The sequence below is a fragment of the Maricaulis sp. genome, assembly GCF_030149235.1.
In the GTDB taxonomy this organism is placed as follows: Bacteria; Pseudomonadota; Alphaproteobacteria; order Caulobacterales; family Maricaulaceae; genus Maricaulis.
The window spans coordinates 18,657-42,536 of sequence record NZ_JASBRW010000024.1; the positions used below are offsets into that span (position 1 = coordinate 18,657).

At 61.1% G+C, this 23,880-nt stretch carries 30 protein-coding genes and 1 tRNA gene; 12 read left to right on the top strand and 19 right to left on the bottom strand.

The genetic code is table 11. The annotated features are described in order from the left end of the window. The first annotated feature begins 135 nt into the window (after positions 1-135). The 4 genes from Q1V51_RS03710 (at position 136) to Q1V51_RS03725 (ending at position 3,813) form a co-directional block, all read left to right on the top strand. Positions 136-1,404: a serine hydrolase domain-containing protein gene (locus tag Q1V51_RS03710; RefSeq protein WP_300553022.1), complete on the top strand. Its 1,269-nt coding sequence runs from the start codon at positions 136-138 to the stop codon at positions 1,402-1,404. A 105-nt stretch (positions 1,405-1,509) separates the two neighbouring features. Continuing rightward, the gene (yghU, locus tag Q1V51_RS03715; protein WP_300553024.1) at positions 1,510-2,349 is read left to right on the top strand and encodes a glutathione-dependent disulfide-bond oxidoreductase; all 840 of its coding nucleotides are present in this window, start codon (positions 1,510-1,512) and stop codon (positions 2,347-2,349) included. 4 nt (positions 2,350-2,353) lie between these two features. Beyond that, a complete protein-coding gene (locus Q1V51_RS03720; RefSeq protein ID WP_300553028.1) occupies positions 2,354-2,839 on the top strand; it encodes a peptide-methionine (S)-S-oxide reductase in 486 nt (161 codons plus the stop codon). Between the two features lie 89 nt (positions 2,840-2,928). Next, complete coding sequence (locus Q1V51_RS03725; protein WP_300553030.1) at positions 2,929-3,813, top strand: hypothetical protein; 885 nt, start codon at positions 2,929-2,931, stop codon at positions 3,811-3,813. Positions 3,814-3,885: 72 nt separating this feature from the next. Here the strand turns inward: Q1V51_RS03725 and Q1V51_RS03730 are convergent, their stop codons facing one another. The 3 genes from Q1V51_RS03730 to Q1V51_RS03740 all read right to left on the bottom strand — a co-directional run bounded on the left by Q1V51_RS03730 (position 3,886) and on the right by Q1V51_RS03740 (position 6,923). Continuing rightward, positions 3,886-5,712, bottom strand: a complete 1,827-nt coding sequence (locus Q1V51_RS03730) for a hypothetical protein (protein ID WP_300553033.1) — start codon at positions 5,710-5,712, stop codon at positions 3,886-3,888. 12 nt (positions 5,713-5,724) lie between these two features. Beyond that, positions 5,725-6,516, bottom strand: coding sequence for a DUF305 domain-containing protein (locus tag Q1V51_RS03735; RefSeq protein WP_300553036.1), 792 nt, complete (start codon positions 6,514-6,516; stop codon positions 5,725-5,727). Between the two features lie 95 nt (positions 6,517-6,611). Next, positions 6,612-6,923, bottom strand: a complete 312-nt coding sequence (locus tag Q1V51_RS03740) for a DUF1244 domain-containing protein (RefSeq protein WP_300553039.1) — start codon at positions 6,921-6,923, stop codon at positions 6,612-6,614. Positions 6,924-7,073: 150 nt separating this feature from the next. On the opposite strand from Q1V51_RS03740, the gene Q1V51_RS03745 reads away from it, so the two are divergent. Then, positions 7,074-7,934, top strand: a complete 861-nt coding sequence (locus tag Q1V51_RS03745) for an endonuclease/exonuclease/phosphatase family protein (RefSeq protein ID WP_300553042.1) — start codon at positions 7,074-7,076, stop codon at positions 7,932-7,934. Here the strand turns inward: Q1V51_RS03745 and bfr are convergent. The 6 genes from bfr to Q1V51_RS03775 form a co-directional block, all read right to left on the bottom strand. Further along, complete coding sequence (bfr, locus tag Q1V51_RS03750; RefSeq protein ID WP_300553045.1) at positions 7,931-8,413, bottom strand: bacterioferritin; 483 nt, start codon at positions 8,411-8,413, stop codon at positions 7,931-7,933. The two genes, Q1V51_RS03745 and bfr, sit on opposite strands and share 4 nt — an antisense overlap. Positions 8,414-8,507: 94 nt before the next feature. Further along, on the bottom strand, positions 8,508-8,705 hold the full coding sequence (locus tag Q1V51_RS03755; RefSeq protein ID WP_300553048.1) for a (2Fe-2S)-binding protein: 198 nt from the start codon (positions 8,703-8,705) through the stop codon (positions 8,508-8,510). 91 nt (positions 8,706-8,796) lie between these two features. Beyond that, the gene (locus tag Q1V51_RS03760; protein ID WP_300553051.1) at positions 8,797-9,588 is read right to left on the bottom strand and encodes a TIGR00266 family protein; all 792 of its coding nucleotides are present in this window, start codon (positions 9,586-9,588) and stop codon (positions 8,797-8,799) included. 72 nt (positions 9,589-9,660) lie between these two features. Further along, the gene (locus tag Q1V51_RS03765) at positions 9,661-10,077 is read right to left on the bottom strand and encodes a response regulator (RefSeq protein WP_300553054.1); all 417 of its coding nucleotides are present in this window, start codon (positions 10,075-10,077) and stop codon (positions 9,661-9,663) included. 74 nt (positions 10,078-10,151) lie between these two features. Next, positions 10,152-11,048 (bottom strand): bifunctional methylenetetrahydrofolate dehydrogenase/methenyltetrahydrofolate cyclohydrolase FolD, encoded by an 897-nt coding sequence (gene folD, locus Q1V51_RS03770; protein ID WP_300553057.1) that lies wholly within the window; start codon positions 11,046-11,048, stop codon positions 10,152-10,154. A 42-nt stretch (positions 11,049-11,090) separates the two neighbouring features. Next, positions 11,091-11,390, bottom strand: coding sequence for a YggT family protein (locus Q1V51_RS03775; RefSeq protein WP_300553060.1), 300 nt, complete (start codon positions 11,388-11,390; stop codon positions 11,091-11,093). A gap of 197 nt (positions 11,391-11,587) precedes the next feature. Between Q1V51_RS03775 and Q1V51_RS03780 the strand changes: the two genes are divergently transcribed. Next, positions 11,588-12,193: a helix-turn-helix domain-containing protein gene (locus tag Q1V51_RS03780; protein ID WP_300553063.1), complete on the top strand. Its 606-nt coding sequence runs from the start codon at positions 11,588-11,590 to the stop codon at positions 12,191-12,193. A gap of 65 nt (positions 12,194-12,258) precedes the next feature. Then, positions 12,259-12,699: a hypothetical protein gene (locus Q1V51_RS03785; RefSeq protein ID WP_300553065.1), complete on the top strand. Its 441-nt coding sequence runs from the start codon at positions 12,259-12,261 to the stop codon at positions 12,697-12,699. 11 nt (positions 12,700-12,710) lie between these two features. On the opposite strand, the gene Q1V51_RS03790 is transcribed toward Q1V51_RS03785, so the two are convergent. Then, positions 12,711-12,986 carry a 4a-hydroxytetrahydrobiopterin dehydratase gene (locus Q1V51_RS03790; RefSeq protein ID WP_300553068.1) on the bottom strand — a complete coding sequence of 92 codons (276 nt, stop codon included), beginning with the start codon at positions 12,984-12,986 and terminating at the stop codon, positions 12,711-12,713. Positions 12,987-12,998: 12 nt separating this feature from the next. Then, a complete protein-coding gene (bioB, locus tag Q1V51_RS03795) occupies positions 12,999-13,988 on the bottom strand; it encodes a biotin synthase BioB (RefSeq protein ID WP_300553071.1) in 990 nt (329 codons plus the stop codon). 95 nt (positions 13,989-14,083) lie between these two features. Between bioB and Q1V51_RS03800 the strand changes: the two genes are divergently transcribed. Continuing rightward, entirely contained in the window at positions 14,084-14,395 is a 312-nt protein-coding gene (locus Q1V51_RS03800) for a VanZ family protein (RefSeq protein WP_300553074.1), read from the top strand. 83 nt (positions 14,396-14,478) lie between these two features. On the opposite strand, the gene Q1V51_RS03805 is transcribed toward Q1V51_RS03800, so the two are convergent. Then, positions 14,479-16,017 (bottom strand): alanine/glycine:cation symporter family protein, encoded by a 1,539-nt coding sequence (locus Q1V51_RS03805; protein ID WP_300553079.1) that lies wholly within the window; start codon positions 16,015-16,017, stop codon positions 14,479-14,481. Between the two features lie 207 nt (positions 16,018-16,224). Between Q1V51_RS03805 and Q1V51_RS03810 the strand changes: the two genes are divergently transcribed. Further along, a complete protein-coding gene (locus Q1V51_RS03810) occupies positions 16,225-17,550 on the top strand; it encodes a S41 family peptidase (RefSeq protein WP_300553082.1) in 1,326 nt (441 codons plus the stop codon). 2 nt (positions 17,551-17,552) lie between these two features. On the opposite strand, the gene Q1V51_RS03815 is transcribed toward Q1V51_RS03810, so the two are convergent. Both Q1V51_RS03815 and Q1V51_RS03820 read right to left on the bottom strand, forming a co-directional pair. Beyond that, positions 17,553-18,098, bottom strand: coding sequence for a molybdopterin-dependent oxidoreductase (locus Q1V51_RS03815; RefSeq protein ID WP_300553084.1), 546 nt, complete (start codon positions 18,096-18,098; stop codon positions 17,553-17,555). A gap of 13 nt (positions 18,099-18,111) precedes the next feature. Beyond that, the gene (locus Q1V51_RS03820) at positions 18,112-19,050 is read right to left on the bottom strand and encodes a peptidoglycan bridge formation glycyltransferase FemA/FemB family protein (RefSeq protein ID WP_300553087.1); all 939 of its coding nucleotides are present in this window, start codon (positions 19,048-19,050) and stop codon (positions 18,112-18,114) included. Positions 19,051-19,080: 30 nt separating this feature from the next. Between Q1V51_RS03820 and Q1V51_RS03825 the strand changes: the two genes are divergently transcribed. Beyond that, positions 19,081-19,275 carry a hypothetical protein gene (locus Q1V51_RS03825; RefSeq protein WP_300553091.1) on the top strand — a complete coding sequence of 65 codons (195 nt, stop codon included), beginning with the start codon at positions 19,081-19,083 and terminating at the stop codon, positions 19,273-19,275. A 4-nt stretch (positions 19,276-19,279) separates the two neighbouring features. Here the strand turns inward: Q1V51_RS03825 and Q1V51_RS03830 are convergent, their stop codons facing one another. The 4 genes from Q1V51_RS03830 to Q1V51_RS03845 form a co-directional block, all read right to left on the bottom strand. Further along, a complete protein-coding gene (locus Q1V51_RS03830; RefSeq protein ID WP_300553094.1) occupies positions 19,280-20,347 on the bottom strand; it encodes an NAD-dependent epimerase/dehydratase family protein in 1,068 nt (355 codons plus the stop codon). Positions 20,348-20,458: 111 nt separating this feature from the next. Then, entirely contained in the window at positions 20,459-20,803 is a 345-nt protein-coding gene (locus tag Q1V51_RS03835; RefSeq protein ID WP_300553097.1) for an energy transducer TonB, read from the bottom strand. Between the two features lie 183 nt (positions 20,804-20,986). After that, on the bottom strand, positions 20,987-21,190 hold the full coding sequence (locus Q1V51_RS03840) for a hypothetical protein (protein WP_300553100.1): 204 nt from the start codon (positions 21,188-21,190) through the stop codon (positions 20,987-20,989). Between the two features lie 312 nt (positions 21,191-21,502). Then, positions 21,503-22,465, bottom strand: a complete 963-nt coding sequence (locus tag Q1V51_RS03845; protein ID WP_300553103.1) for a TraB/GumN family protein — start codon at positions 22,463-22,465, stop codon at positions 21,503-21,505. A gap of 109 nt (positions 22,466-22,574) precedes the next feature. Between Q1V51_RS03845 and Q1V51_RS03850 the strand changes: the two genes are divergently transcribed. Together Q1V51_RS03850 and Q1V51_RS03855 are read left to right on the top strand one after the other, a co-directional pair. Further along, positions 22,575-23,066 carry a hypothetical protein gene (locus tag Q1V51_RS03850; RefSeq protein ID WP_300553106.1) on the top strand — a complete coding sequence of 164 codons (492 nt, stop codon included), beginning with the start codon at positions 22,575-22,577 and terminating at the stop codon, positions 23,064-23,066. Next, positions 23,056-23,298: a helix-turn-helix transcriptional regulator gene (locus tag Q1V51_RS03855; protein ID WP_300553108.1), complete on the top strand. Its 243-nt coding sequence runs from the start codon at positions 23,056-23,058 to the stop codon at positions 23,296-23,298. Before Q1V51_RS03850 ends, Q1V51_RS03855 begins: the two co-directional genes overlap by 11 nt. A 344-nt stretch (positions 23,299-23,642) precedes the next feature. Here the strand turns inward: Q1V51_RS03855 and Q1V51_RS03860 are convergent. Next, positions 23,643-23,719: transfer RNA gene (locus Q1V51_RS03860), tRNA-Arg, on the bottom strand. Positions 23,720-23,880: the final 161 nt, after the last annotated feature.

Sequence of the window (23,880 nt, forward strand, 5' to 3'; positions counted from 1 at the left end):
GACGCTTCACGACATTTCCCGACACTTGGCGACAGCGGGCAAGACTGGGCATTTACGACTTGTAAGAGGGCCGATAATGGGTCCGAGACAAGTACCACGAGCCTGCCTGTGCGGGTCAATGCAAGGGAGCGATCAATGCCGGGTTTTGTGCGTTCATGGGGACAGGTCACTGCAGCCATTTGCGCTGTGCTGGTCGTCCTGGCGATCTGGTATCTCTGGCCGGTCTACGGTTTCTTCTCCCATCGCGGCGCCGCTCCTCTGGGACCGTTTGGCTGGTCGGACTTGCCGTCTGCAGCGGCACCGGTCACTCACGAGACGCTGAACCCGCAGTATGATGCTGCGGGTGAAGAAGCCGCCCGCCGGCTGGAAGCCTGGCGCGCGCAGATTGGCGCTCCGGCGCTCTCGGCCGCGGTCGCGGTAGACGGAGAAGTGGTCTGGCGCGGCGCGGCCGGCTGGAGCGATCTTGCCCGCGGCACACCGGCCACACCGGATACGGTTTTCCGCATCGGCTCGACCTCCAAGGCGGTTACGGCAACCGCCCTGGCGCGCCAGGTGCAGCGCGGCGAACTCGACCTGGATGCCCCGCTGGAGAGCTATTTCACCGACCTGCCCAATCAGGCCTGGGCCGCGATCACAGCGCGCCAGCTCGCCTCACACATGGCAGGCGTGCCGCACTATGGCGGCAATAGCGATACCGCCGGCCTGATCGCGACCATGACCATGCGCCGCCACTACCCCAGTGTTCAGGACGCGCTTGATGTCTTTGACGGCAGTGAGCTTCTCTTCGAACCGGGCACGAATTTCGACTATTCCTCCCTCGGTACGGTCCTGCTCGGCGCAGCTATGAGCGAAGCCGGCGATGTGACTTATCGCGATCTCATTGCCCGGGAGGTCATCGAGCCGGCTGATGCGCGCGCCACCATCGTGGCGCCGCGGGGCCGCTCCGGCGAGCTGGCGAATTTCTACGTCCACCGGGATCAGCGCTACCGGGTCTGGCGCCCGATTGATCTCAGCCACCGCCTGCCCGGCGGCGGGTGGGCCTCAACGCCGAGCGACCTGGTGCGCATCGGCTCGCTCTGGCTCGATGAGGACTTCATTTCGCCGGAAACGCGCGAGGCGTTCTGGACACCGCAAGCACTCACCAATGGGGAAACCAATGAACAGGATTACGCCCTTGGCTGGCGCTGGCGAGAGTGGGACGTTGAAGGTGTCGGGGTTATCCGAAATGCCAATCACGGCGGGGTTTCCCGCGGATCCCAGTCCTGGCTTCTGGTCTTCCCGGACTATGGGATGAGCATCGCTTTCAACACCAATATAAACACCGACGAGTTTGCCGAGTTCGGGATGTTCTACCGGGAAATGGTGCAGGTCTTCGCACCGGTGGCCGGGCAAGAGGAGGAATAGGGACCCGCTCGCCACACGCCATCGTGAACACGCCGCACGCGGCCCAGCCCGTTGAACTTCGGGAACCACTCCTTAGGTTCACCCTCAACACCAACGGGGATTGTCATGACCGATACGACGTACACGCCACCGAAAGTCTGGACCTGGGATGCCGAAAGCGGCGGCCGGTTTGCCAAGATCAACCGGCCGATCGCCGGCGCCACGCATGAGAAGGATCTGCCGGTCGGCGAGCATCCGTTCCAGCTGTACTCGCTGGCCACGCCGAACGGTGTGAAGGTCACCATCCTGTTCGAGGAATTGCTCGAAAAGGGCCTCAAGGACGCCGAGTATGACGCCTGGCTGATCGATATCGGCGAAGGCAATCAATTCTCCAGCGGCTTTGTCGACATCAATCCGAACTCGAAAATCCCCGCCCTGCTCGACCGGAGCGGTGACAAGCCGGTACGGGTTTTTGAAAGCGGCTCGATCCTGGTTCACCTGGCCGAGAAGTTCGGCGCGTTTCTGCCCGCCTCAGGGGCGGAACGCACCGAAGTGTTCAACTGGCTGATGTGGCAAATGGGCTCGGCGCCCTTCCTTGGCGGCGGTTTCGGACATTTCTACGCCTATGCGCCGGAGAAGTTTGGATACCCGATCAATCGCTATGCGATGGAAGTGAAGCGGCAGATGGATGTTCTCGACCGCGCCCTGGCGGAGCGCGAATTCATTGCCGGCGAGAATTATTCCATCGCCGATATGGCGATCTTTCCCTGGTATGGCGGTCTCGCCCGCGGCCTGCTCTACGAGGCCGCCGAATTCCTCTCGGTGCAGGACTATAAAAACGTGCAGCGCTGGGCCCAGCAGCTCGCCGCCCGCCCGGCCGTCAAGCGCGGCGTGCGCGTCAACAAGGCCTGGGGCGGTGAAGCGACGCAATTACACGAGCGTCACAGCGCCGCCGATTTCGACTGACCCGATGACGCTTGAGACGATTGGTTTCGGCGGTGGTTGCCATTGGTGCACAGAGGTGGTGTTTACCGCCTTGAACGGTGTGGCGTCGGTGGAGCAGGGCTTTATCCGCTCCATCCCGCCCGCCGGCAGCTGGTCCGAGGCGGTACGCATCGGCTTCGATCCCTGCGCCATTGATCTGGCCAGCCTGATCGAGATTCATCTGCGCACCCATGCCTCCACCAGCGCACACTCGATGCGAGAAAAATACCGCAGCGCGATCTATACGCTGGATGCGGCCCAGGCAGAGCGAGCAGGGGTCGTGCTGGAAACGCTTCAGGCCGGGTTCGAAGCGCCGATCATAACGAAGGTCTTGCCGCTCTCGGACTTCAATGCATCGCCGCCGCAGTTCCAGAACTATTATGCCAGCAATCCCGAACGCCCCTTCTGCCAGCGCTATATCGACCCGAAGCTGAAGCTGATCCGCGAGCAGTTTGCCAAGCACGCGGCCTGACGCGCCACACACGCGCGGTTTTCTTTCGCATCCGATTGTCGCGCATGAAATCCGCGCTATACTTCCACGCGGGTACGGGGGGTGTTCTCATGTCAGTTTCGGGTGTGTTGCGCGGCGTAGCGGCTGTGCTGATTTTTGCGAGCCTGCTTCTCATCGCGGCCAATCTGGCCATGCCAGCGATTATCGGCCTGCTTGACTTGCCGTCCAGTGCAATGGACCGGTGGACGTTACTTCCACCCGCCGGACTTGCCGGCCTCGCCGCCATCGCCGGCGCCGCTGTCGTGGTGACACTTGAACGCGACGCGAAAGCGGTTTTACGCATCTTCGCCCTGCTTTTTGCCATCGCAGCGGGCTCCGGCATGCTGATCGCCTCCGAGGACTATAGCCATAGCGTTGGGGGTTATCTGTCGACCGCTGATCGGCGACCGCTCGATGAGGCGCTCGCGGCGGTGGTTCAAGCAGAAAGCGAACGCGATACGGCGCTCAGGGCGCTTGAGGAGGCGCGCACGCTTGAGAGCAACCTGCGATCCCGGATACGCAGCATGGCCGAGGCTGGACGCACACACAATCTAATCGCCTCGTTGCGCGTGCCGGGTGAAATGACCGAGATCACGCTGCAAACACCGGCCGTGATCCAGCCTTTGATCACGCGGGCCGCGGAGCGGGAATGCGTGATTTTCGCAGCCATCCCCAATCAAGTCGGCACCGCCACGGTCATCACAACGCACCGTCGCGAGAGCAATGGAAGCTGGCGTGAGCTCGGCTCCAATGACATCCGTCGCAACACCGGCGCACTCGTCCGCGGCAGCATAAATTCGATTACCATCAACACGATAGGGCCAGACCCGGTGCTTCGTATCACCATCGATAACGCGCATGACGCCGCTGGCGAAGCGGTTGTTCGCTTTCAGCGCCTGAGGGGTGAATGCCCTGACAGTGAAGTGGGCTTCCAGTTGCTGTTCCCGGAAGAGTAGCGCAATAGCCCGCTGAGTTCCGCTCGGCGGGCTTGAGCGGAGCGGCCCGGAAGCCGCTCCGCCCGCAAGGTGTTAGCGGCCCAGATAGCCGGCAATGCCGTTGAAACGGGCCCTGTCGGCGTCGCCGGCAGCCTCTGCTGCGGAGGCGATGGCGGCCATCAGATCGGCATCGCCCGCACCAGCCTCGATCGCAGCACGCAGCGTTGCGGCCATCCCGGCATCGACGGCCTCGCCACGGACCAGCTGATCGAGATAGGCGTGGGCGACGACAGCCTCATTCGGCCACACGAAACGCTCCTGGACCTGGGTATTGGCCTCGTCGAAGCGGATCAGATTGGCAGCGGCGATCTCGTTTTCCGTCAGCAGATCGGACGGCGTGAGCTGGAGCACGTCCAGACCGCGCACGATTTCAGCGCCGTAGATGTAGCCATTATGCCAGTAGCCCGCCCAGTGACCGCCGAGATAGAGCTCGTCCGCCGACAGCGGACCGCGGTCGAACCAGGCGATCTCGACCGGATTGGCGCTATCGGTGAAGTCGATCACCGAGAGACCGCCGGAATACCAGCCCTGGACCATGATATCGCGGCCCGGAACCGGGACGAGATTGCCGTTGTGCGCCACGCAATTCTCGACGGCCGTCTGATTGCCCGGAATCTTGTAGTAGGACTGACGCTCCAGGCCATCCTCGGTGATGTTGGCAATCACATTGGCGCCCCAGTTTTCCGGGTCTTCCGGACGGCAGCGCGCACCGAGACCACCGCCCCACTCGTCGGTGAAGACGATCTTGTCGCCGGCATTGTTGAAGATGGCGGCGTGCCAGTAGGCAAAGTTCGGGTCGGCCATTTCGGAGATGCGCGACGGGTTCACCGGATCGGAGATGTCGAGCAGGATGCCATTACCAGAGCAAGCGCCGGCGGCAATGCCGAGCTCGGGATAGACATTGATATCGTGACAGTGATTGGTGACGGCCGATTCCTGGCCGCCCTCTTCAATCGCGCCACCCATCCACAGGCCATTGATCTCGCCGGTTTCGCGGTCGGCGAAGATGCGCGGACGATTGACGATTTCAGCGTTTTCCGGCTCGGTCAGATCAACGCGGATCACGTCGATGGAATACAGCGCGGTTTCCGGGTTCTCATCCGGCTGACCGGAGGAGCAAATGCCCAGCTCTTCGCCGGACCGCACGCCCGAGGTGGCCGAGTTGTAGATGTAGAGCACATTCTCATCGCTCGGGTCCGGAACCAGCGTGTGGGTGTGCGAGCCACGGCAGGTCTGAACCGCTGCGACCTGGCGCGGATTGCTCAGATCGGAAATGTCAAAGATCTGCACGCCGCGGAAACGCTCGTCGCTGACATCACCCTCCACGCCGCCGGTGCCGCAATCGAGACGGCCGCGATTGTCTTCGACGGAACGGAAAACCAGGTCGCCATGGACACTGACATCACCCTGACCACCCGGACAGACGACCGACAGAATGAGCTCCGGCGCGGCATCGCCAGAGGTCTCGAACACGTTGAAACCGTGCCAATTACCCATCACGACACGATTGCCGGTGAAGGCGAGGTCGGTATTGGCAAAGGAGATCGGGCTCGGCGGACGCTCGACCTCTTCGCCGGCCGCCATGGCCTGCCACAGGGCGCGCTCGACAGCCGGAGCCCAAAGGGCATTCGGCTGGGCAAAGGCGTCCGGCGTACGCACATGGTGAACGAGCTGCATGTTCGAGGAGGCTTCCTCGGCATCCCACAGGCCCGGCGCCAGACCTTCACGGGTCTGGGGCACAGCCTCCGCGGTATTGCTCGCGACCGCATTCTCAGCGGACTCTTCGGTCCCAGTCGTGCAAGCCGCTACCAGGCCCGCCAGGACCAGTATGGATGCGGATGTCTTGAAGTGTTTGATCATAAAGGGCCTCCCCTAGCCGAGGTCTGCGAGCATCGCCCGCATGCGCATGATTTCAGTGGTTTGATCGGTGATAACGTCGGAAACGAAACCGGACATTTCCGGGTCTTCGGCGCCGCCGGGTTGAGCAAGCAGGGCGTTGACCATATCGATCGCACCCTGGTGGTGGTGGATCATGCCGGTCAGGTAGAGCCGGTCGAACTCCTCGCCGCTGGCATCGGCCAGCTCGGCCATTTGCCGCGGTGACAGCATGCCGGGCATGAGCGGTTGGTCCGACAGGTCCGCATAAGGGTCATTATGCCCCATGGCTGCGTGGTCCATCTCGTCATGATTCATGGCCGAATGGTCGACCCCGGAGTGGTCGGTTTCGCCGTGATCCATAACGGCGTGGTCCATATTGGCATGATCCATATGGGCATGCTCGGACATGTCCATCTCTGTGGATTCCCCGCGCCGGGTCAGCCAGGTCCGCATCATGTCCATTTCCGAGGCCTGGGTCAGAGCGATGCGTTCGGCCATGGCAATGACGCCGGGATGTTCAGTACGTCCCTCTACCAGATCACCCATCTCGACCGCCTGGTTATGGTGCACGATCATGTGCTGCATGAAGCGCACATCGGCCGCAATATAGCGGCTCTGACCGAGCTCCAGGGATTCCTCGCGGCTGATCTGACGCGCCGCCTCGCCGGGCGCACCCGGCTGGAAAATCGGCGCCCTGTCCTGCACGGGCAGGGCCAGTGCCGGAGCGGCGGAAATATGAAAAGCGATCGCGGCAGCCCCCAAGGCTGCCAGCCCGCAACGCATCATGACTCATCCCTCGCTGGACATCGCCTACGCCAAAAGTCGGACGAGACTATACAGCGCAGGCCGTTGCGGACAATGGCGAGGGTTAGACGTAGTTTTTAGGGGGATGTTTTACGCGCCTTGAAGGCGGCCATCTGTTCGTCGCTGGCCGGCGTCTGGTGTTCGGCTTTCCACTGCGCGTAGGGCATGCCGTAGACCCGTTCCCGGGCGTCGTTATCGGAGATATCGACCCCGGCGTCTCTGGCAGCGGCATGGTACCATTTACCCAGGCAGTTACGGCAGAAATCGGCCAGGATCATCAGATCGATATTCTGCACATCCTTGCGCGCATCCAGATGCGCTAGCAGCCGCCGGAAGGCGGCGGCGTCGAGCTGGTCCTGGGTTTCTTGATCAAGGTCTGAATGGTGCACGTCTGTACCTCCCGGACGGCGCAATCCTGACGCGCTATAGCCGTATAAATGCTCGCCAGGGTTTCATTTTTGTCTTTAGTTTGAATCGCTTATTGCAATTCCGAGCATCCATAGTAGGGGAAGGTCCAGGGCAAGATCAGGACTTTCATCATGCGTATTTTCCTCACGGCACTTTGCCTTATCTGGGGCAGCACCGCTTGGGCTCAGAGCTTGAGCCTGGCAACTTTCAATGTCGAGAGCGATGTGGACACAAGGCCGGAACTCGTGGCGACCGACCTGACTCGGATTGCGCCCCTGCATTTGTGGGCACTGCAGGAGGTCGAGGATCAGGAAACGCTGGATTTGTTTGTCTCAGCCCTCAATGAGGCAACCGGTCATAGCTATGTCGGCCAGCTGGGCACACGCGGCCATGAATGGGGCGATCACCTGGCTTTCATCTATCTGGAAGCCGCTTTCCAGGATGTGTCTATCGTCGAACTAGAAGAAATCGGCGGTTCACGGTGGCCGCTCCTGATGACCGCGACGAACTGGAGCGGGCAGGAACTGGCGTTCGTCAATGTTCACTTCAACCGCGGCAATGAAACCGTCCGCCAAGGCCAGTCCCGCCGCCTTCGCGAATGGATCGAAGCCAATGAGGACCTCGCCATCATCGCGCTCGGTGACTTCAACTTCGACTTCGACTTCCGGGGCGCGAGGCAGGGTGGCAATCGTGCGTTCTCAATCTTTGCCCGCGGTGGTGTCGCGTCCTGGCCGCAGCCGATCTGCATGGCCAATGACAATTGCCCGATCACGGGTACGCAGTGCAATCCGCGCTATCAGAATATGCTCGATTTTGTCTTCCTTGCGGGCGCCGCGAAGCAATGGAATGCAATCTCGCAACTGGCCTTCCTGGAAGAGAATTACTGCCGACGTGAGGCCGATGGTTATGCCGACCACCGGCCCGTCCTGGCTCAGATCGCCCTGCCGCCGCCATCAGCTGCCGATCTGGGACCGGCAGCGGCGCAACGCTAGCCGTGTTCGCCCGGCTTCATCTGGGACTGCATGTAGCGCTCTTCGCCGATCTTATCGATCAGGCCCAGCTGGGTCTCGAGGAAGTCGATATGCTCTTCCTCGCTGGCTAGAATATCGGAGAAGAGCTTGCGCGTGACGAAGTCCTTGACCTCTTCGCAATAGGCCACAGCCTCGATGTAATAAGGGTGGGCCCGCTGCTCGACCTTGAGGTCAGCTTCCAGGCACTCTTTCAGGGTCTCGCCGATATAGATCTTGGCCAGGTCCTGGACATTCGGCAGACCCTCGAGAAAGAGAATACGCTCAATCAGCGCATCGGCATGCTTCATCTCATCGATCGATTCGTCGTATTCGATGTCGGCGATCTTGCCGAGGCCCCAGTCCTTGAACATGCGCGCATGCAGGAAATACTGGTTCACTGCGGCCAGCTCGAGCTTGAGTGCGCCGTTGAGATACTCGATGACTTTGGGATCGCCCTTCATAATCGCACGCCTTTCACAACTGCTGCGCGCGCTAAATTAGGGCGTTCTGAGACAGCGCCAACACTTTTCTTTGCAAGTGGAAATCGCTCGCAGACTAAGCTGCGCTATCGCCTTCGCCAGCGCGCCGGATTTCAACTGACGAGACGATTTCCGCGACATCCGGGATGCAGCGGCCACATTGCGGACGGGCATCGCAACGCTTGAAGACACAGGCCGCAGAACGCACGTCCGGCGCGGAAGCCGCGGATTTCAGGTCTTTCTCACGAAGGGCATTGCAGATGCAGATATACATGCTTGGCAGTCACGCGTCAGATGCGAACCAATCTCAGTCTCATCTTTATGCGCCTCCTGCGAATGACTGTCAACTGCATGATCGTCGCAGATCAGCTGCCGCGCATGATATCGCCGATCGGCCCCAGCACGGAGCCCTCGCCCTGGCCGGAGCCAGCGACGGGGACATTAGCCAGGATGCGGCCCGCGAGGCGTGAGAACGGCATCGACTGGAGCCAGACTTTTCCAGGACCTTTCAGATGGGCGAAGAACACACCCTCCCCGCCGAAGATCATCGACTTGATATTGCCCGCCCGCTCGATCTCGAAATCGACGCTCGCCGTATAGGCCACGACGCAACCGGTATCGACATGGATTTCCTCACCGGCTGCCAGCTCGCGCTCGATCAGCGTGCCGCCGGCATGGACGAAACACCAGCCATCGCCCTCCAGGCGCTGCATGATGAAACCCTCACCGCCGAACAGGCCGGTCATGATGCGCTTCTGTAGCGCAATCCCGACGGCAACCCCTTTGGCAGCGCACAGGAAACTGTCTTTCTGACAGATCAGCTCGCCGCCGACATCGGGAAGGTGGACCGGGATGATCGTCCCCGGGAAAGGTGCCGCGAAAGCCGTGTGTGCCTTGCCCTGCCCCTGATGGGTGAAGATGGTCATGAACAGGCTTTCGCCGGTCAGAATGCGCTTGCCGGCACCGGCGAGGGCGCCGAGAAACCCTTTATGCTTCTCCGAGCCATCACCCATGATGGCGTCCATCTCGACGGCCGGCGTCTTGTACATCATCGAGCCAGCCTCAGCGATCACGCTTTCGCCCGGGTCGAGCTCGACTTCCACGAACTGGATGTCTTCGCCGACGATTTTGTAATCGATCTCATGAGCGCTGCGCATGATGGCTCTCCGCTTGGTTTGGATTGGGGTGATGGTGACTGAGCCAGTCCGGCAAGGAAAGCGAAAAACCGCTTAAATCGTCTGGATATCCGCAGATTCCGCGGCATCGCGGATCAGGCTCGCCAGATGCACGGGCGCCTCACCCTTTTTGCAACGGAAGCTCACATTCTTGTCGAGCCGGGCGATATCCTCCGGCAGGTGGACATTGTCGACCGCGATGGAACCGGAAAGCACCAGGAGCGGCGTCTCGCCAATACAATCCTGCGCGGTTTCCAGGGTGTCGATCGGATGCGCACTGTCGGGCAGGCGCAAATCCAGCAGAACCAGATCATATTGCTCACGGGAGAGCTTGCGCTTGGCGTCTTTCAACGTCCGAGCCACCTCAAAGGAAATATCGAAATCCCCGGCTTCACAGACCGCATGCTGAACCAGCATCGCGTCAGCAAAGTCGTCTTCGACATGCAGCACTTTGAGCGCCTGTCCCGGCATGATCTCCTCCCTCACTCATATGATATGAGTGTTGCGTTATCGAACTGTTTACAGCGGGAGGAAAGTTCGACGCTTTATGAACCTGTGGGAATTTCGAGCCCGTTGCGCAAGGCAGCGGCGAGTACGGTGTTGCGTAACAGCATGGCGATCGTCATCGGACCGATGCCGCCAGGGACAGGCGTAATCCAGCCGGCATGACCCACGATCTCATCGAATGCCGCATCCCCGACAAGACGGGTCTTGCCTTCTCCGCGCTCCGGCGCATCGATCCGGTTAATCCCGACATCAAGCACACAGGCGCCCGGCTTGACCCAGTCGCCGCGAACCATTTCAGGACGCCCAACAGCGGGAACCAGGATATCCGCCGTACGCGCCAGTCCCGGCAGGTCGGCCGTGCGCGAATGGGCAATGGTGACGGTGGCGTTCTGTTCAAGGAATAGGAGAGCCGCCGGCTTGCCCACCAGGATGGAGCGGCCGATGACGACGACAGACTTGCCAGACAGATCGCCAAGCGCCCGCTTGGCTAGGTCAACACAGCCGGTCGGCGTACAGGGGCGCAGTCCGCGCTTTCCCAGAACCAGACGCCCGGCGCTGGCCTCGGTCAGGCCATCGACATCCTTGTCCGGATCAATGGTCTCGATCACGGCATTGGCATCGATATGATCGGGCAGGGGCAATTGAACCAGAATGCCATCAACCTCGGGGTTGGCATTGAGGGTCCGGACAATCTCGATCGTCTCGGCCTCGCTGACATCCGCCGGCTTGCGGATTTCAATCGAGGTCAGTCCGGCCGCTTCGGTCCGGCGCACCTTATTGCGCACATAGACCTGGCTTGCAGGGTCCTCACCGATCAGCACAACGGCCAGACAGGGGGCGCGCCCAAGCTTTCGGGCCAGCTCGGCACCAGCCTCACCCGCCCGCACATCGATTTCAGCGGCGACGGCCTTGCCGTCGATGATTTCAGCACTCATTCGCCCTGTCCCTAAGCTTGTGCCTGAATATGCGGTGGTGCCTTAAAAAGCGCGCGCCAGTGCCGGAATGATCACGACCTGCAGGAAATAGATGCCGAACAGGAGGATCAGGGCAGAAAAATCAATGCCACCGATCGGCGGCACGAAACGCCGGATGGGGCTCACCAGCGGCTCTGTGATCGCATTGGTGATCCGCCAGATCGTTGCGACAAACTGGTTGTGTGTATTGATCACATTGAAATTGATCAGCCAGCTCATCACCACGCCAATGATGATGATCCAGACCAGGAAGTTGAGGATATAGGCACTGATAAAATAGAGCAGGCTGTCGACGAAAGACATGCGGAGGTCCTTGCTGCACGATAGTTACCCGGTTCTAGCCCGCCTGACCGGCCAGCGTCCAGCACTTGCGCTGCGCGCCGCCTTAGGACGGGGCGAGGCCGATAAAAAATGCGCCAGCGCTTCAGCATCAGCCGCTTGAATACAGCCCAAGCCCCTGTAACGTATGGTCGAAATCATGTTCGCTCGGGGGAGAGGCGATGAATTGGGGTGCAGAAATGAGGGCCTTCCGGCGCCGGACGGGGCTGAAACAGGAGGCCCTGGCAGATCTGCTGCATGTCAGCCAGGCTTATGTTTCCCGCATTGAAGGGGGTAGTGCAGACCCCAAATCCGGCCTGGAAAACCGCATCCGCGCCCTGCTCTCCGATCCTTCCTATCTCGATGTGATCGACTTCGCCCTCAAGAGCGTGCGGGTCTCTCCACTGATGACCTGCATCATTCGCCCGGATGCGGACGATGTCCGCTATGTCGCGCTCAGCGCGGGCATGCGCAGCCACCCCCGTTTCACCAATGTCGAGGAGGGCGATCTGGTCGACACCCAGATCAGTACCCAAGGACGTCAACTCCTTTCAATTATCAAGGAGAGCGGGATTTTTTCCGGCCATGTCGAAGCCGTCGATGCAATCTGGCGCTCCGAGTATGAAGGCGTGACGGACCATTGGCATGGCGTCTACACCCCCATGCGAAGTCGAGACGGCGAATGGTTTCTTCACGCCGCAATTGACCGCATCTGCGCCGAGCGCTTCAGCGAGCTGGAAAGCAGGCGCAAGGGCTGGGTCCAGATTACCAACCTGCACGCGGCTTGAGACACGATACCGGCCACAACGCCAACGCTTCCTTTACGGGTGCGTGCTAGACCGGGTGCATGATGATGTTGCGTTCTACTCTTTGCGCCCTGGCGCTGGCCCTGACGGCAGGCGCCCTGCCGGCTGCCGCGCTGGCCCCACCGGCGTCCGATAGCGGAAGCGATGATCCGCGTCACCGGAATATCACCTCATCGGACAGCTATATGCCCCTGCCGCCGCTGACGGCAACCGTGCAAGCCAATCGCCGTGCCCGCGGCATCCTGCAGATCGAAGCCGGTCTCGAGGTCGAGGATTCTCGGCTTCGCCGCCGCGTCGAACGCTACATGCCGCGCTTGCGCAATGCCTATGTCACCGCAATGAGCGTCTATACCGGGAATTACTTCCAGTATGGCGAGGTGCCGGACGCGGACCGCATCGCTGCACTACTGCAGGAAGCGACCGACATGACCCTGGGCCAGGACGGCGCCGAAGTCCTGCTCGGCATGATCATCATCCATTCCGACTAGGGTTTAAGCCCCTAGGACAGCGCATCCATGAATTTGGCCAGGTCGAGATCGAGCTGGGTCACGCCTCCGGCATCATGGGTCGCCAAGGTCACATCCACCGTGTTGTAGACATTGAACCACTCGGGATGGTGATCCATCTGCTCGGCCTTCAGCGCGACCCGGTTCATGAAACCCCAGGCTTCGTTGAAATCGGCGAACTTGTAGACCTTGCGGATGGCGTCACGGCCTTCAACAGCCTCCCAGCCGCTGAGCTGCGCGACAACCGCCCGTGCACCTAGCTTGTCCATCAGCCTCACTCCCTATTCCGCCGGCAATTGCATCGGCTCGATGCCGAGCGTCTTGAACAGGTCGAAATCCTCGTGCTTTTCCGGGTTCGGCGTGGTCAGCAATTCCTCGCCGACGAAGATCGAATTGGCCCCGGCCAGGAAGCACAGCGCCTGCAACTCCTTGCTCATACCCTCGCGGCCGGCCGACAGGCGGACCATGGATTTCGGCATCAGGATACGCGCCGTGGCGATGGTGCGCACGAAATCAATGCCGTCGAGCGGCTTGCTGTCTCCCAGCGGCGTGCCCGGCACGGCAACCAGGTGATTGATCGGCACGCTTTCCGGATGCGGATCCATTGACGCCAGCTCGGTCAGCAGGCCGATACGGGCCGCCTCATCCTCGCCCATACCGACAATACCGCCGGTGCAGACATGGATACCGGCACCACGCACGCGGTCGAGCGTGTCGATACGGTCCTGATAGGTGCGGGTCGAGATCACCCGGCCATAGTCTTCCGGCGCCGTATCGAGATTATGATTATAGTAATCCAGCCCCGCCTCGCGCAGCTTTTCCGCCTGACCGTCAGACAGCATGCCGAGCGTGACACAGGTCTCCATGCCCATCGCCTTGACGCCGGAGATCATGTCGCAGATCGCGTCTTCATCGCGGGTTTTCAGGTCGCGCCAGGCCGCGCCCATACAGAAGCGGGTGGCACCGCCGGCCTTGGCCTTCTCCGCCGCCTCAAGCACGTCATCCAACGGCATCAGCTTGGACGCTTTCAACCCGGTGTCGAAATGAGCTGACTGATTGCAATATCCGCAATCCTCGGCACAACCACCTGTCTTGATCGATAACAGCTGGCTGGTCTGGACCTCATTGGCCTTGTGGCACCGTCTGTGCACGCTCTGAGCAGCAAAGATCAAATCGTTAAACGGTGCGCGATAGATCTCGCCTGCCGTTGCACGCGTCCAGTCCGTGCGCGGTGTCGTCAAAGTGTCGAGATCGTCAAGGAAATGCGTCATTTGGAGCCCGGTCCTGTTTGATGTCGACGGAACCTAAAAACACTCAAGCCCGCCGTCCAGATGCGGGACTGCGATGGGCTGGCCGTGTCCTGTTTGTGACCACCAGCGCGCTCGTGCTCGACCTGGCGTTTCAACCCGGCCTCGCCATGCGTCCGGATATTCTCGGCTTTGACAAGCTCGAGCATATCGCCGCGTTCTTCACCCTGACCGTGCTGATGCGGATTGGCTGGCCCGGCCGCGCCCATGTGCTGCAAACCGTCTTGTTGATGGGCTTTGGCTTGTTCATCGAACTGGTCCAGGCCACTGACATGGTCGGACGTACGGCCAGCTGGGCTGATGTTGTGGCGGACATGATCGGCATCCTGATCGGCATGTCCTTCTCGCTCTTCGTTGGAAAACGGCTCTAGCTCGCCCCCACGCCATTGGGTTAGACCAAAGAAAAAGCCCCGCCGGATCCGGCGGGGCTTTTCCTTGGTCGAAACAACCGGACCTAGTCGTCCTTGGTCGTCGCTTCGCCCTCGGCATTGGCATGGCCGGACTGGAGTTCTTCCTCCGTCGACTCTTGCGTGCCCCAGACATCGCCCGCCCAGTTCGGCGGCAGTTCGCCGGTCTTGTCGAAGCGTTTGGTGTAGGCCACCACGGCGCCTGACAGCAGCAGCAGTGCCACCACGTTCGGCAACAGCATGGACGCGTTGGCAATATCGCCGAAGCGCCAGAGCCCCGTCACATTGGTAATCAGCGTGCCCGCGAAAGCCACACCCACCCAGACGAAGCGGAACGGCTTGGCTGCCCAGTCGCCGGTGATGTAGGTCAGGCACTGCTCGGCATAGTAGGACCAGCCGATAATCGTGGTGAAGGCGAACAGGGCCTGCGCCGCCAGGATCACCCAGGCACCATACATCATGCCCTCGGCAAAGGCCGCCGTGGTAATGGCGGACGCCTCGAGCGTGGTCGACTGCCAGGCATAATCCACCGTGGCACCGTCACCGGACGGGTAAGCACCCTGCACAACCAGGATCACCAGCGCCGTCATGGTACAGATGATCATGGTGTCGATGAACACGCCGAGCATGGCGATCTCGCCCTGTTTGACCGGGTTCTTGGTCTGCGCAGCCGCGTGGGCAATCGGGGCAGAACCCTGGCCGGCCTCGTTGGAGAACAGACCGCGCGCCACACCGGCACGGATCGCCGCGAGGACACCATAGCCGGCCAGACCGCCGCCGGCCTGCTCCCAGCCGAAGGCGCCGCCGATGATCAGCATGAAGGCGTTCGGGATGAACTCGATGTGGGTGATGATCACGAACAGGGCGGCGAGGATATAGGCGCCGGCCATGAACGGGATGATCTTGCCAGCCACGCTACCGATCGACTTGATGCCGCCAATGATCACGATGAAGACCAGCGCACCGATCACGAGACCAACGCTCCAATTGGGCACGGCAACGCCCATCGAACGGCCCGCCTCGACAGCAGACTGGGTGATGGAATTGGCCTGGATCATGCCGCCGGTACCGACAGCAGAGAAAATCGTACCGATACAGAAGAGAACGGCGAGCCAGCCCCAATGCTTACCGAGGCCGTTCTTGATGTAATACATCGGACCACCGTGGAAGTGGCCGTCCGGGTGTTTCTCACGGTAGCGGACCGCGAGGCTGGACTCGGCATAGGCCGCGGCCATGCCAAAGAGGGCGGTGATCCACATCCAGAAGATCGCGCCCGGGCCACCCAGGGTGATGGCGGTTGCCACACCGGCGAGGTTACCCGTGCCGACCTGACCGGACAGGGCCGTAGAGAGGGCCTGCCAGGGCGTGATCTCACCCTCGCCGCCGCCTTTGCGGCCAGACCACAGCTCGCCGAAAGCCGGGAAAAGGCGGCGCAGCGGCCGGAAGCCAAGGCGCAGCATGAAGATGAGACCCGTGCCCAGAAGGGCGATGGTGATAATGCCTACGGGCAGGATGCGCTGATCACCCCAGGTCCCCCCCCAGAGGAAATCGCTGACCGTAGTCGCAGCGTCAAAGAAGCCGTCCATTACACTCCCCAATCCAAAAAACTGTGCGCACCTTATGAAGTACGGCGGCCCGCTGAAAGGCTTTTATGCGTTTTCGTGACAGTTTTCGCCTCTGCCAACCTGAAGGCGAGCTTACCTCAGCCTGTCCAGCGACTATCCGCTTATTCACTTGAACCCGCGGGGGCCTGCGCGCGATTTTGCGCACTCAGGAACTAAGAGGGACATGAGATGTTGAATCGTTTTGCTGCGGCGTTGAGTGCCGCCATGCTGGCACTGCCCGCCCTGGCACAAACCCCGCTGGCGCCGGAAACGCGCGACAGCGCCGTCGACAGCCTGGCCACGCTCATCGCCGACGAATTCTATGATGCCGAACGCGCCGCCGAGATTGCGGATAATCTACGCGGCGCCCATGCGGCAGGCGCCTATCAGCAGGACAGCGCCGAGGCCTTCGCCTCTGCAGTTGGCGCAGATCTGGCTGAACAGGACAATCACTTCTCGGTTCGCTATGTCGGCGCCGAACGGGTCGCAGAGGCCATGGCCCGGCGCGAACAGCGGCGCGAAGGCGGCCCGCCCTCGGCGGAGGAAATCCAGCGGCGCTGGGCGCCGCTGGCGCGGCAGAATTTCGGTTTCGCCGAGGTCTCCATCCTTCCCGGCAATATCGGCTATATCAAACTCGACCAGTTCGCCCCGATCGAGCCGGCCATGGATACGGCCAGCGCTGCCCTGAACTTCGTGGCCAACACCGATGGCGTGATTTTCGACCTGCGCCAGAATGGCGGCGGCCATCCATCCATGGTGCAATTCCTGACCAGCCATTTCCTGCCCGCCGGCGGAGACACGCTGATCAACACCTTCGTGTCGCGCGACTATGACTACCCCAATCAGCTCTGGTCACTCGCCAGCCACCCGGCCGGGCATCGCCCGGATGTTCCGCTGGTGGTTCTGACGAGTAGTCGCTCCGGCTCGGCCGGCGAGGCCTTCCCCTATCACCTGCAGGCGATGGAGCGCGCAACAATCATTGGTGAGACCACCTATGGCGCCGGCAATCCGGGTCAGACCTTTCTGGCCGAAGAGGGCTTTGCCATCTTCATTTCGACCGGCTCGGCCCGCAACCCGATCACCGGAACCAATTGGGAGGGCACAGGCGTGACGCCCGATATCGCCGTCGAGGCCGACGACGCGCTGATCGAAGCGCGCCTGCATCTTTACGCCCAGCTGGCCGCAGACAACGAAGACCCCGGCATCGCGAACAGCCTCAGCTTGGCGATTGAAGCGCTTGAAGCGCAGCGCAACCCGGTCGAGCTATCGACCCGCCAGTTGCGCCGCTATGCGGCCGACTGGGGTGTCCGCGACACCTTCATGGAAGACGGGCGCCTGTATTATCTCCGCGAAGGCAGCAACCCGGTCGCCCTGGTCCCGCTGGGCAATCATCGCTTTATGCTGGAGGATGATGATCGATATCGCCTCGTCTTCATCGAAGGCGAAAACGGCTTCGACCGTCTCGATTTGCATATGCCCGATGGCCGGGTCATCGCCAATTGGCGCGTCGACTAGACCTAGCGCACTTCAATGGCGATGACGCCCCAGGACCAGTCATCATCATTCATACCGGTCAGCGCCGGGTCATCCCGGCGCGGCCAGACCAGCATGGCCGGCCCGAAACCGCCCATGGGCAGCGGGTCGCCCTCCATGCGTATGGCCAGGATGACGTCGTGATCATAGATTCGCTGCAGCGCGATCTCGCGCTGATAGCCGTCGACCGATGTGATCACCAGCACCTGTCCGGTCGGTACGGCAATGGCGAGGACATCACGCAGGAGCGGACCAGAGAAGTTACGCACGCTGTGACCAGCGGGGAAGTCGGCCCGCACCGCGTGTTGTTCCAGGGTCAAAAGCGCGGCCGTATTGATGACGCAGGCGGCATCGAACTCGATACCGAACGTGTTGAACAAGGGCTCGGTCAGCGGGTCCATCGCGCCGCGGTCGACCGTGGCGATTTCACCATAGATGGTGATGATGTCAGCGCTGTCCTCGCCGTTATTGGTCGGCGCCTGGCACCCCATGAGGGCCAGCCCCGCCACCAGTCCCATAATCCACCGCATGCTTTGCCCCCGCCTAGAAATAGGTTCCGCAATAGGTCACGACCTCACCACCGGTTCCGATCTTGAACCGCGCCAGGCCGGCGCCCTGGGTGGTGTTGACCCCGCCGAGATCAAACTGAACAACACCACGGTTTTTGAGTTCGTCGAGCGCCTGCCAGAGCAGGAGGTTATGTGCGCCCAGCTTGCGGCCGGTCTCGCTGTTCCAGCCGATATGATAGGTCGCCGAACAGCCATGGATCAGAAACATCATGGCGGCGATTTTCTCGCGGCCCTGGTCAGCACGCAGGATCAGGAGGCTGTCGCGGTCACCGGTCGCGGTCTGGAAAGCAGGCACAAGGGCAGCCGGCGTCGCCTTGTAGCCGCGCTCCTCGCGCTGACCTTCCTCGGTCTGCAACAGCCAGCGGTATTGCGCCAGCTTGACACTGTTCTGCGCCGATTTCAGCCCGGATTTTTCCGCCGCATTGAGACGGTTGCGCCATTTGCCATCGAAGCCGGCCCTCAAGGTGGTCAGGTCCTGGTTCAGATCGAGCAGCACAGTCGAATAACCCGTCATCACCCGGGACAGCCCGGCTGGCGGGACAACATCATCCGGCGTCATCAGGGTGACACGGGGCCAGGACAGCCCCAGCGACCGCTTGATGAGTCTGATTACCTGGCCCTTTTGCCCGGCATCAAGCTCGCGCAACCAGACCGGTCCGCGCGTGCACACCGCCAGAGTCAGAAGGCCGGCGAATTTGCGCACGGTGATTTGCGCCAGTGCCAATCGGCCCTGGTCATCCTCAATCGAGACCCGGCGCACATCCGCCCCCAGTTCGACCAGGGCTTCACCGTAATTCCAGTCCTGCTGCAAGGCCGCCGGATGACGCCTCAGCTCGGCATCCCAGGTCGCGCGATCAATATCGAAGGAGAGACGCATTTCGCCCCGCAGGCTCGAATCAGCTTTGATATCCACTATCCACGAGCCTGCCGGGAGCACAATCGCATGCTGTCCCTTCCCTTCGGCCGCAAGGCGGAAACCGTCATGGGTCACAAGATCACCGAGCCACGCCTCACCTTGATGGCGATCTGGCTGGTGTTTCTTTATGTCGGCCTGCCGCTGCTCGTCGTGACCGGGCTGATGGATCTGGCCATGCAGCTCTTTTTCGGCGTTTGTACCGGGGTTTGGTGTCTGGCCTGACAGGTCAGCTCTTGGGCTTGACCCGTCCGTTGTCGACCAGGTGCTGGAAGAAATCGATCATCGTCTCTTCCAGCGGCCGGTAGCTGACACCCAGTTCGCGCACACTCTTGGAATGATCGGCAATAAAATCGATGCCGACATTGCGGCTCACCGTCTTGCGGGTCAGACCCGGATTGAGCATCGGCCCGACCAGCCAGACGAGGAATTTCGGCAGAATGGATTTCCCGAATCCGAAACGGTCACCGAGATGCTCGCGCAGTATCTTCGACATTTCCGGGAAGCCGCTGTTATGGCCGGAGAGGATGTGCCGTCCGTTGGCCGACGGGGTGAAGCCGGCCAGCACATGGGCCGCGGCCACATCACGAACATCAACCACACCGATACGGAAGTCCGGTACACCGGCCGCCATGGTGCCATCACCGAACTGGACAATGGTGGAATAGCTTTCCCCGGTGAGGTTGGGATTGATCCCCGGTCCGAGAATGAAGGACGGGTTGATGGTGACCAGATCCCAGCGCGCCTGTGCCTCGGCGATCTCCCAGGCCTTTTTCTCGGCCAGCGTCTTGGACAGGGAATAGGGATTATGCTTGAGCGAAGAGGAGGTGTTCCAGACCGCCTCCGTCAGCTTCTTCTCCGGCATGGAGGCGATATCGGCATTGTCGCCATAGATCGCGGCACAGCTGGATGTCAGCACAATGCGTTTGACACTGTCGGTCTCATTGGCACTGGTCAGCACATTGGCCGTGCCATCGACAGCCGGGTCGACCAGGTCCTTCTGCGGATCAGCCACCGCGAGGGTGAAGGGCGAAGCGGTGTGGATGACGAGCTCGCAGCCCGCCATGCCCTCGGCATAGGAGCCCGGCGTGGTCAGATCAGCCTTGAAATAATGGATTGAGCCGGGCGAGGCGTCTGCAATGGCGTCGAGATATTGCAGCTTGTCCGTCTTGGCCGGGTCCCGCACAGCGGCGTGGACCGTGTGTCCCTTGTCCAGCAATTGCTGGATGATGACACCGGCCAGATAGCCGGTCGCACCGGTCACGAGGATCGGTGCGTCGGAATTAATCTCGGTCATGAAAAGCGCTCGCGGCTAGAAGAGGTCGGCGCCCAGTCTAGCCCGCTTCGCGCATTAGGCGAGAGGCTCGCTGGCCGCACCCCGCAAAGCCTGCCTCGCCAATCCCGGCAATCAGTCCTGCAAGGTGAAATTCAGCCGTGTCTGGTGACCGGTCGTCGTCGTTGCGGCCTCGGCGAAACGCCAGGAGCTCACCGCACGAATGGCCGCACGATCGAACACACCGGCCGGCTCGGCTTCGGCGACAGTCGGCTCAACCACATCGCCGCTCTCGTCGATGTCATAGGCAATCACAACATAGCCTTCGATACCGCGGCGCTCCGCACTACGCGGATAGTCCGGCGCCGACACACGCACCGGCTCACGCTGATCTTGCATCGCCAGCACCGGCGCACCAGCCAGGCCCGACAGCATCAGACCGCTCAAGGCAAAGGCTTTGACCCAGGAATTCATCTTCATCGCGCATCCTCCCGTTTTTCTTGTTGAGGCGCTTTTTACTTGGCCCACCGCCCCCGTTTCCCGGAGGTCGTGTTGTTTTCAGTATTGGGATATTACCGAAACGGAATTGATGTCCGGTTTAGGTGATAGGAACAATTTTACGTAATCGGCTAGAGCGTTGATTTGATGTTGAAAAAAGACCTTTTACCGCTCGCCCCACCCGGACTTTGGACTTGCTGTCCACCACCGGGCCACAGCCCCGGCCGCGAGAACCAGGACGACCGCCCCGTCTGCGACTTGATTGCCGCTCGCGGTCATCATCGCACTCTCTGTGAGCCCATCAATGAGTGTGTAGACACCGGCAATTGACAGGATGAGAGCAATCCAGCCCCAAACAGATTTGGACATTATTCGTCCTCCTGATCCGTCTTCTTGCGACTGAAGCCGATTCCACCGCCTGCGACGAGAATGACGAAGAGAACGACCGCCCACCAAAAATCATTCCAGAGTTCTGCTAGCACAATAACCTCCAGTTATCCGGACACCACGGCGTAAAGGAAAACGCCGACGATGAAGGCAAAAATACCGAGCGCGCTCAGCTGCACAGCGCGCGACTTGAAAAGGTCTTGAAACTCATTCTGCATGCTCAAATCCATATTGGAGAGAAAAGACCGCCGGCACCTTGAAGCTCTATGCGCCGGCAATCAGGCCCGCGATTGATTACTGGATACGCTCGACGCTGATGCCACGCTCGACCAGCATGTCGATCACGCTGTCCTTGCCGACCAAATGACCCGCACCGACAGCGATAAAGGCGTCCTGGTCTTCCGCCAGGAAGATTTCGATCTGGTCCACCCAGTTTCGATTACGGCCAGCGAAAACCGCCTCGAACATTCCCGGCGCTGTCGTCCGGGCCTCGGCGACCAGGACATCGTCAAGTCGCTGGACATTGCCGGTACGCCAGGCCTCAACGCCATTCTGGATCATCTCATCCATGGCAATGATGTCCTCGAGTCCGAGGTCGAAGCTGGCGAGCAATTCCGCCTCATCCAGACCGGCCAGGGTTTCCAGCTGGAACGTAGCCGTCTCCAGATAGCCCAAAGTGTCACCCTCTTCTGCGGCCTGGGCCAGAACGCTGGTCTCGACCCCGGAAGCCGGATCAAACCCGGCCTGGGAATAGGCAATCTGCGCCAAGCTCAGCGACGCCAACCAGGGACGCATCTGTTCCAGCGCGGCCAGCGGTACACCGTAGTGGGCCAGGGCGGTTTCAAAACGCGCGGCACGCTCTTCACCCAGGGTATCGCTCAAAGTGACACCGGCCTGGTTAAGTCCCAGCTGCGGGATCAGAGCCTGGATTTGCGCCTGCGCTTGCGGGCTCTGAACATCCGCCTCGACAATCGTCCGCGGTGAGGCCGCCATCGCCTCTGCATAGGCGTCCGAGTGCCACTGCACCGCCGAAGGAAGCAGGTGGAAGGTGCCGTAGAGATACAGCGTCGTATTCTCATCGGTGACCTTGTACATGGCCGGCGCGTCAATCGCTGGAGACGGGTCGGCCTGCACATCCTCGGCGAGGGCCGCCGTCGAGCCCATCAACCCAGCTATCAGGGCGACACAGGTCGCGCAGCCAGATTTTGTCCGGGTGTTGTCATGCCTGTCAAAAGCGTTCGGGAGGTTGAATTTCATGGGATTTGCCCTTTCCAAAACCGTACGATATGTTGTTTTTGTTACTTGGTATGTTGTACATGTATAACATTCTGGTGATTAGGTCAACACATTCTGTGGAGGATTGAACATGCCCCCCATTGCCCTTTGGTTTGCACGGCTCGTCGCCCCCCTCTGCATGACGATCCATGCGGCAGGAATTATCCTCTGGGGCATTCATGGCGGCGGCCCCGACAGTGCGGGGGTCCAGCTGATGGTATTTTCCTGGGTCGTAGTACTCGCCTATTCCTGCATACGGTGGCTGCAGGGTGACTACATCCAGCGCGCCCTCAATCTGAAACCCTGGATCAAGCAGACTGACGCAGCTGTTCTGGAACAGGCGCGGATTGCTGCGACAAGAACCGCCTTCAGCCTGCTGGTCCTGATCGGCATGCTGATCGGCGTTACCATCGAAGGCCTGGTTCTCGGGGATGAGCTTGCTCCGGAAGACGCGCTCAAGACCGCGCGTTTCATGTTCGTCAGCCTGTCCTTTATCGGCCTGACCGGCGCTGCCCTTCCGACCGCACTCATGGCCTGGTCGATCCCGCCCCTCGGCGAAGATGAAGATGATCATGGGAACTAAAGTCCATAACCGCATCGCCGTCCTGCGCACCGAACGCGGCCTGTCACGCAAAGAGCTGGCCGAAGCTGTGGGGGTCAATTTCCAGACCATCGGCTATCTGGAGCGTGGCAATTACAACGCCTCGCTCGAACTGGCGCTGACCCTGTCGGAGTTCTTCGGCCTGCCAGTCGAGATGATCTTCTCGCTCAAGCCATTCAAACCCTTGTCGGAGGAACTATCCGCCAAGCGCTAATACCCGCCGAGCGGTGCGCCGGCCGTTCAGGGCGATTGCTGGAGGGATGGGCGAGGCGAATTGTCGTAAGATCGATCCCGGCACTCAACGGGACAGGGAAATGGCGCACCTCGGCGGAGGCACGTCGAACCCATCGGGTTCGCAAGCGCGACCGCGCGTCGGCCGGCCAGGTCGCCCCATCGGAGCGGTTCGCGGGGCGAACAAACGTGAGATCAAGAAAGTGGCGCACCTTGCGGGATTAGGTTCGAACTCTTCAGCCTTGAGCGCGTTCCATGTGAGCATCGACCCCAACGCCGACAGCGGCATCAGGCTCGGGTCGAGCGGAGCGGGAACAATGGAAAGGATGGCGCACCTATCAGGATTCGAACCTGAGACCTCTGCCTTCGGAGGGCAGCGCTCTATCCAGCTGAGCTATAGGTGCGTTGAACGAGGACTGTTACCTGATGCGGGGGGCGGGTGCAATCGCGGCGGGCGGCGGTTTTGCCGCTGTGGCGCAGCTCAGCCGCGTCCGGTGCTGGACGGCGGCGGGGCGGGTTTGCCAAGGTGCGGTCCAGTTTGGCCCTCCCCCAGATCGCCGGAGTT

Bases quoted from the DNA above. Each gene is read 5' to 3' on its own strand.
- Q1V51_RS03710 (WP_300553022.1), top strand. From the start codon at position 136: ATGCCGGGTTTTGTGCGTTCATGGGGACAGGTCACTGCAGCCATTTGC.
- yghU (WP_300553024.1), top strand. From the start codon at position 1,510: ATGACCGATACGACGTACACGCCACCGAAAGTCTGGACCTGGGATGCC.
- Q1V51_RS03720 (WP_300553028.1), top strand. From the start codon at position 2,354: ATGACGCTTGAGACGATTGGTTTCGGCGGTGGTTGCCATTGGTGCACA.
- Q1V51_RS03725 (WP_300553030.1), top strand. From the start codon at position 2,929: ATGTCAGTTTCGGGTGTGTTGCGCGGCGTAGCGGCTGTGCTGATTTTT.
- Q1V51_RS03730 (WP_300553033.1), bottom strand. From the start codon at position 5,712: ATGATCAAACACTTCAAGACATCCGCATCCATACTGGTCCTGGCGGGC.
- Q1V51_RS03735 (WP_300553036.1), bottom strand. From the start codon at position 6,516: ATGATGCGTTGCGGGCTGGCAGCCTTGGGGGCTGCCGCGATCGCTTTT.
- Q1V51_RS03745 (WP_300553042.1), top strand. From the start codon at position 7,074: ATGCGTATTTTCCTCACGGCACTTTGCCTTATCTGGGGCAGCACCGCT.
- bfr (WP_300553045.1), bottom strand. From the start codon at position 8,413: ATGAAGGGCGATCCCAAAGTCATCGAGTATCTCAACGGCGCACTCAAG.
- Q1V51_RS03755 (WP_300553048.1), bottom strand. From the start codon at position 8,705: ATGTATATCTGCATCTGCAATGCCCTTCGTGAGAAAGACCTGAAATCC.
- Q1V51_RS03760 (WP_300553051.1), bottom strand. From the start codon at position 9,588: ATGCGCAGCGCTCATGAGATCGATTACAAAATCGTCGGCGAAGACATC.
- Q1V51_RS03765 (WP_300553054.1), bottom strand. From the start codon at position 10,077: ATGCCGGGACAGGCGCTCAAAGTGCTGCATGTCGAAGACGACTTTGCT.
- folD (WP_300553057.1), bottom strand. From the start codon at position 11,048: ATGAGTGCTGAAATCATCGACGGCAAGGCCGTCGCCGCTGAAATCGAT.
- Q1V51_RS03775 (WP_300553060.1), bottom strand. From the start codon at position 11,390: ATGTCTTTCGTCGACAGCCTGCTCTATTTTATCAGTGCCTATATCCTC.
- Q1V51_RS03780 (WP_300553063.1), top strand. From the start codon at position 11,588: ATGAATTGGGGTGCAGAAATGAGGGCCTTCCGGCGCCGGACGGGGCTG.
- Q1V51_RS03785 (WP_300553065.1), top strand. From the start codon at position 12,259: ATGTTGCGTTCTACTCTTTGCGCCCTGGCGCTGGCCCTGACGGCAGGC.
- Q1V51_RS03790 (WP_300553068.1), bottom strand. From the start codon at position 12,986: ATGGACAAGCTAGGTGCACGGGCGGTTGTCGCGCAGCTCAGCGGCTGG.
- bioB (WP_300553071.1), bottom strand. From the start codon at position 13,988: ATGACGCATTTCCTTGACGATCTCGACACTTTGACGACACCGCGCACG.
- Q1V51_RS03805 (WP_300553079.1), bottom strand. From the start codon at position 16,017: ATGGACGGCTTCTTTGACGCTGCGACTACGGTCAGCGATTTCCTCTGG.
- Q1V51_RS03810 (WP_300553082.1), top strand. From the start codon at position 16,225: ATGTTGAATCGTTTTGCTGCGGCGTTGAGTGCCGCCATGCTGGCACTG.
- Q1V51_RS03815 (WP_300553084.1), bottom strand. From the start codon at position 18,098: ATGCGGTGGATTATGGGACTGGTGGCGGGGCTGGCCCTCATGGGGTGC.
- Q1V51_RS03825 (WP_300553091.1), top strand. From the start codon at position 19,081: ATGCTGTCCCTTCCCTTCGGCCGCAAGGCGGAAACCGTCATGGGTCAC.
- Q1V51_RS03830 (WP_300553094.1), bottom strand. From the start codon at position 20,347: ATGACCGAGATTAATTCCGACGCACCGATCCTCGTGACCGGTGCGACC.
- Q1V51_RS03835 (WP_300553097.1), bottom strand. From the start codon at position 20,803: ATGAAGATGAATTCCTGGGTCAAAGCCTTTGCCTTGAGCGGTCTGATG.
- Q1V51_RS03840 (WP_300553100.1), bottom strand. From the start codon at position 21,190: ATGTCCAAATCTGTTTGGGGCTGGATTGCTCTCATCCTGTCAATTGCC.
- Q1V51_RS03845 (WP_300553103.1), bottom strand. From the start codon at position 22,465: ATGAAATTCAACCTCCCGAACGCTTTTGACAGGCATGACAACACCCGG.
- Q1V51_RS03850 (WP_300553106.1), top strand. From the start codon at position 22,575: ATGCCCCCCATTGCCCTTTGGTTTGCACGGCTCGTCGCCCCCCTCTGC.
- Q1V51_RS03855 (WP_300553108.1), top strand. From the start codon at position 23,056: ATGGGAACTAAAGTCCATAACCGCATCGCCGTCCTGCGCACCGAACGC.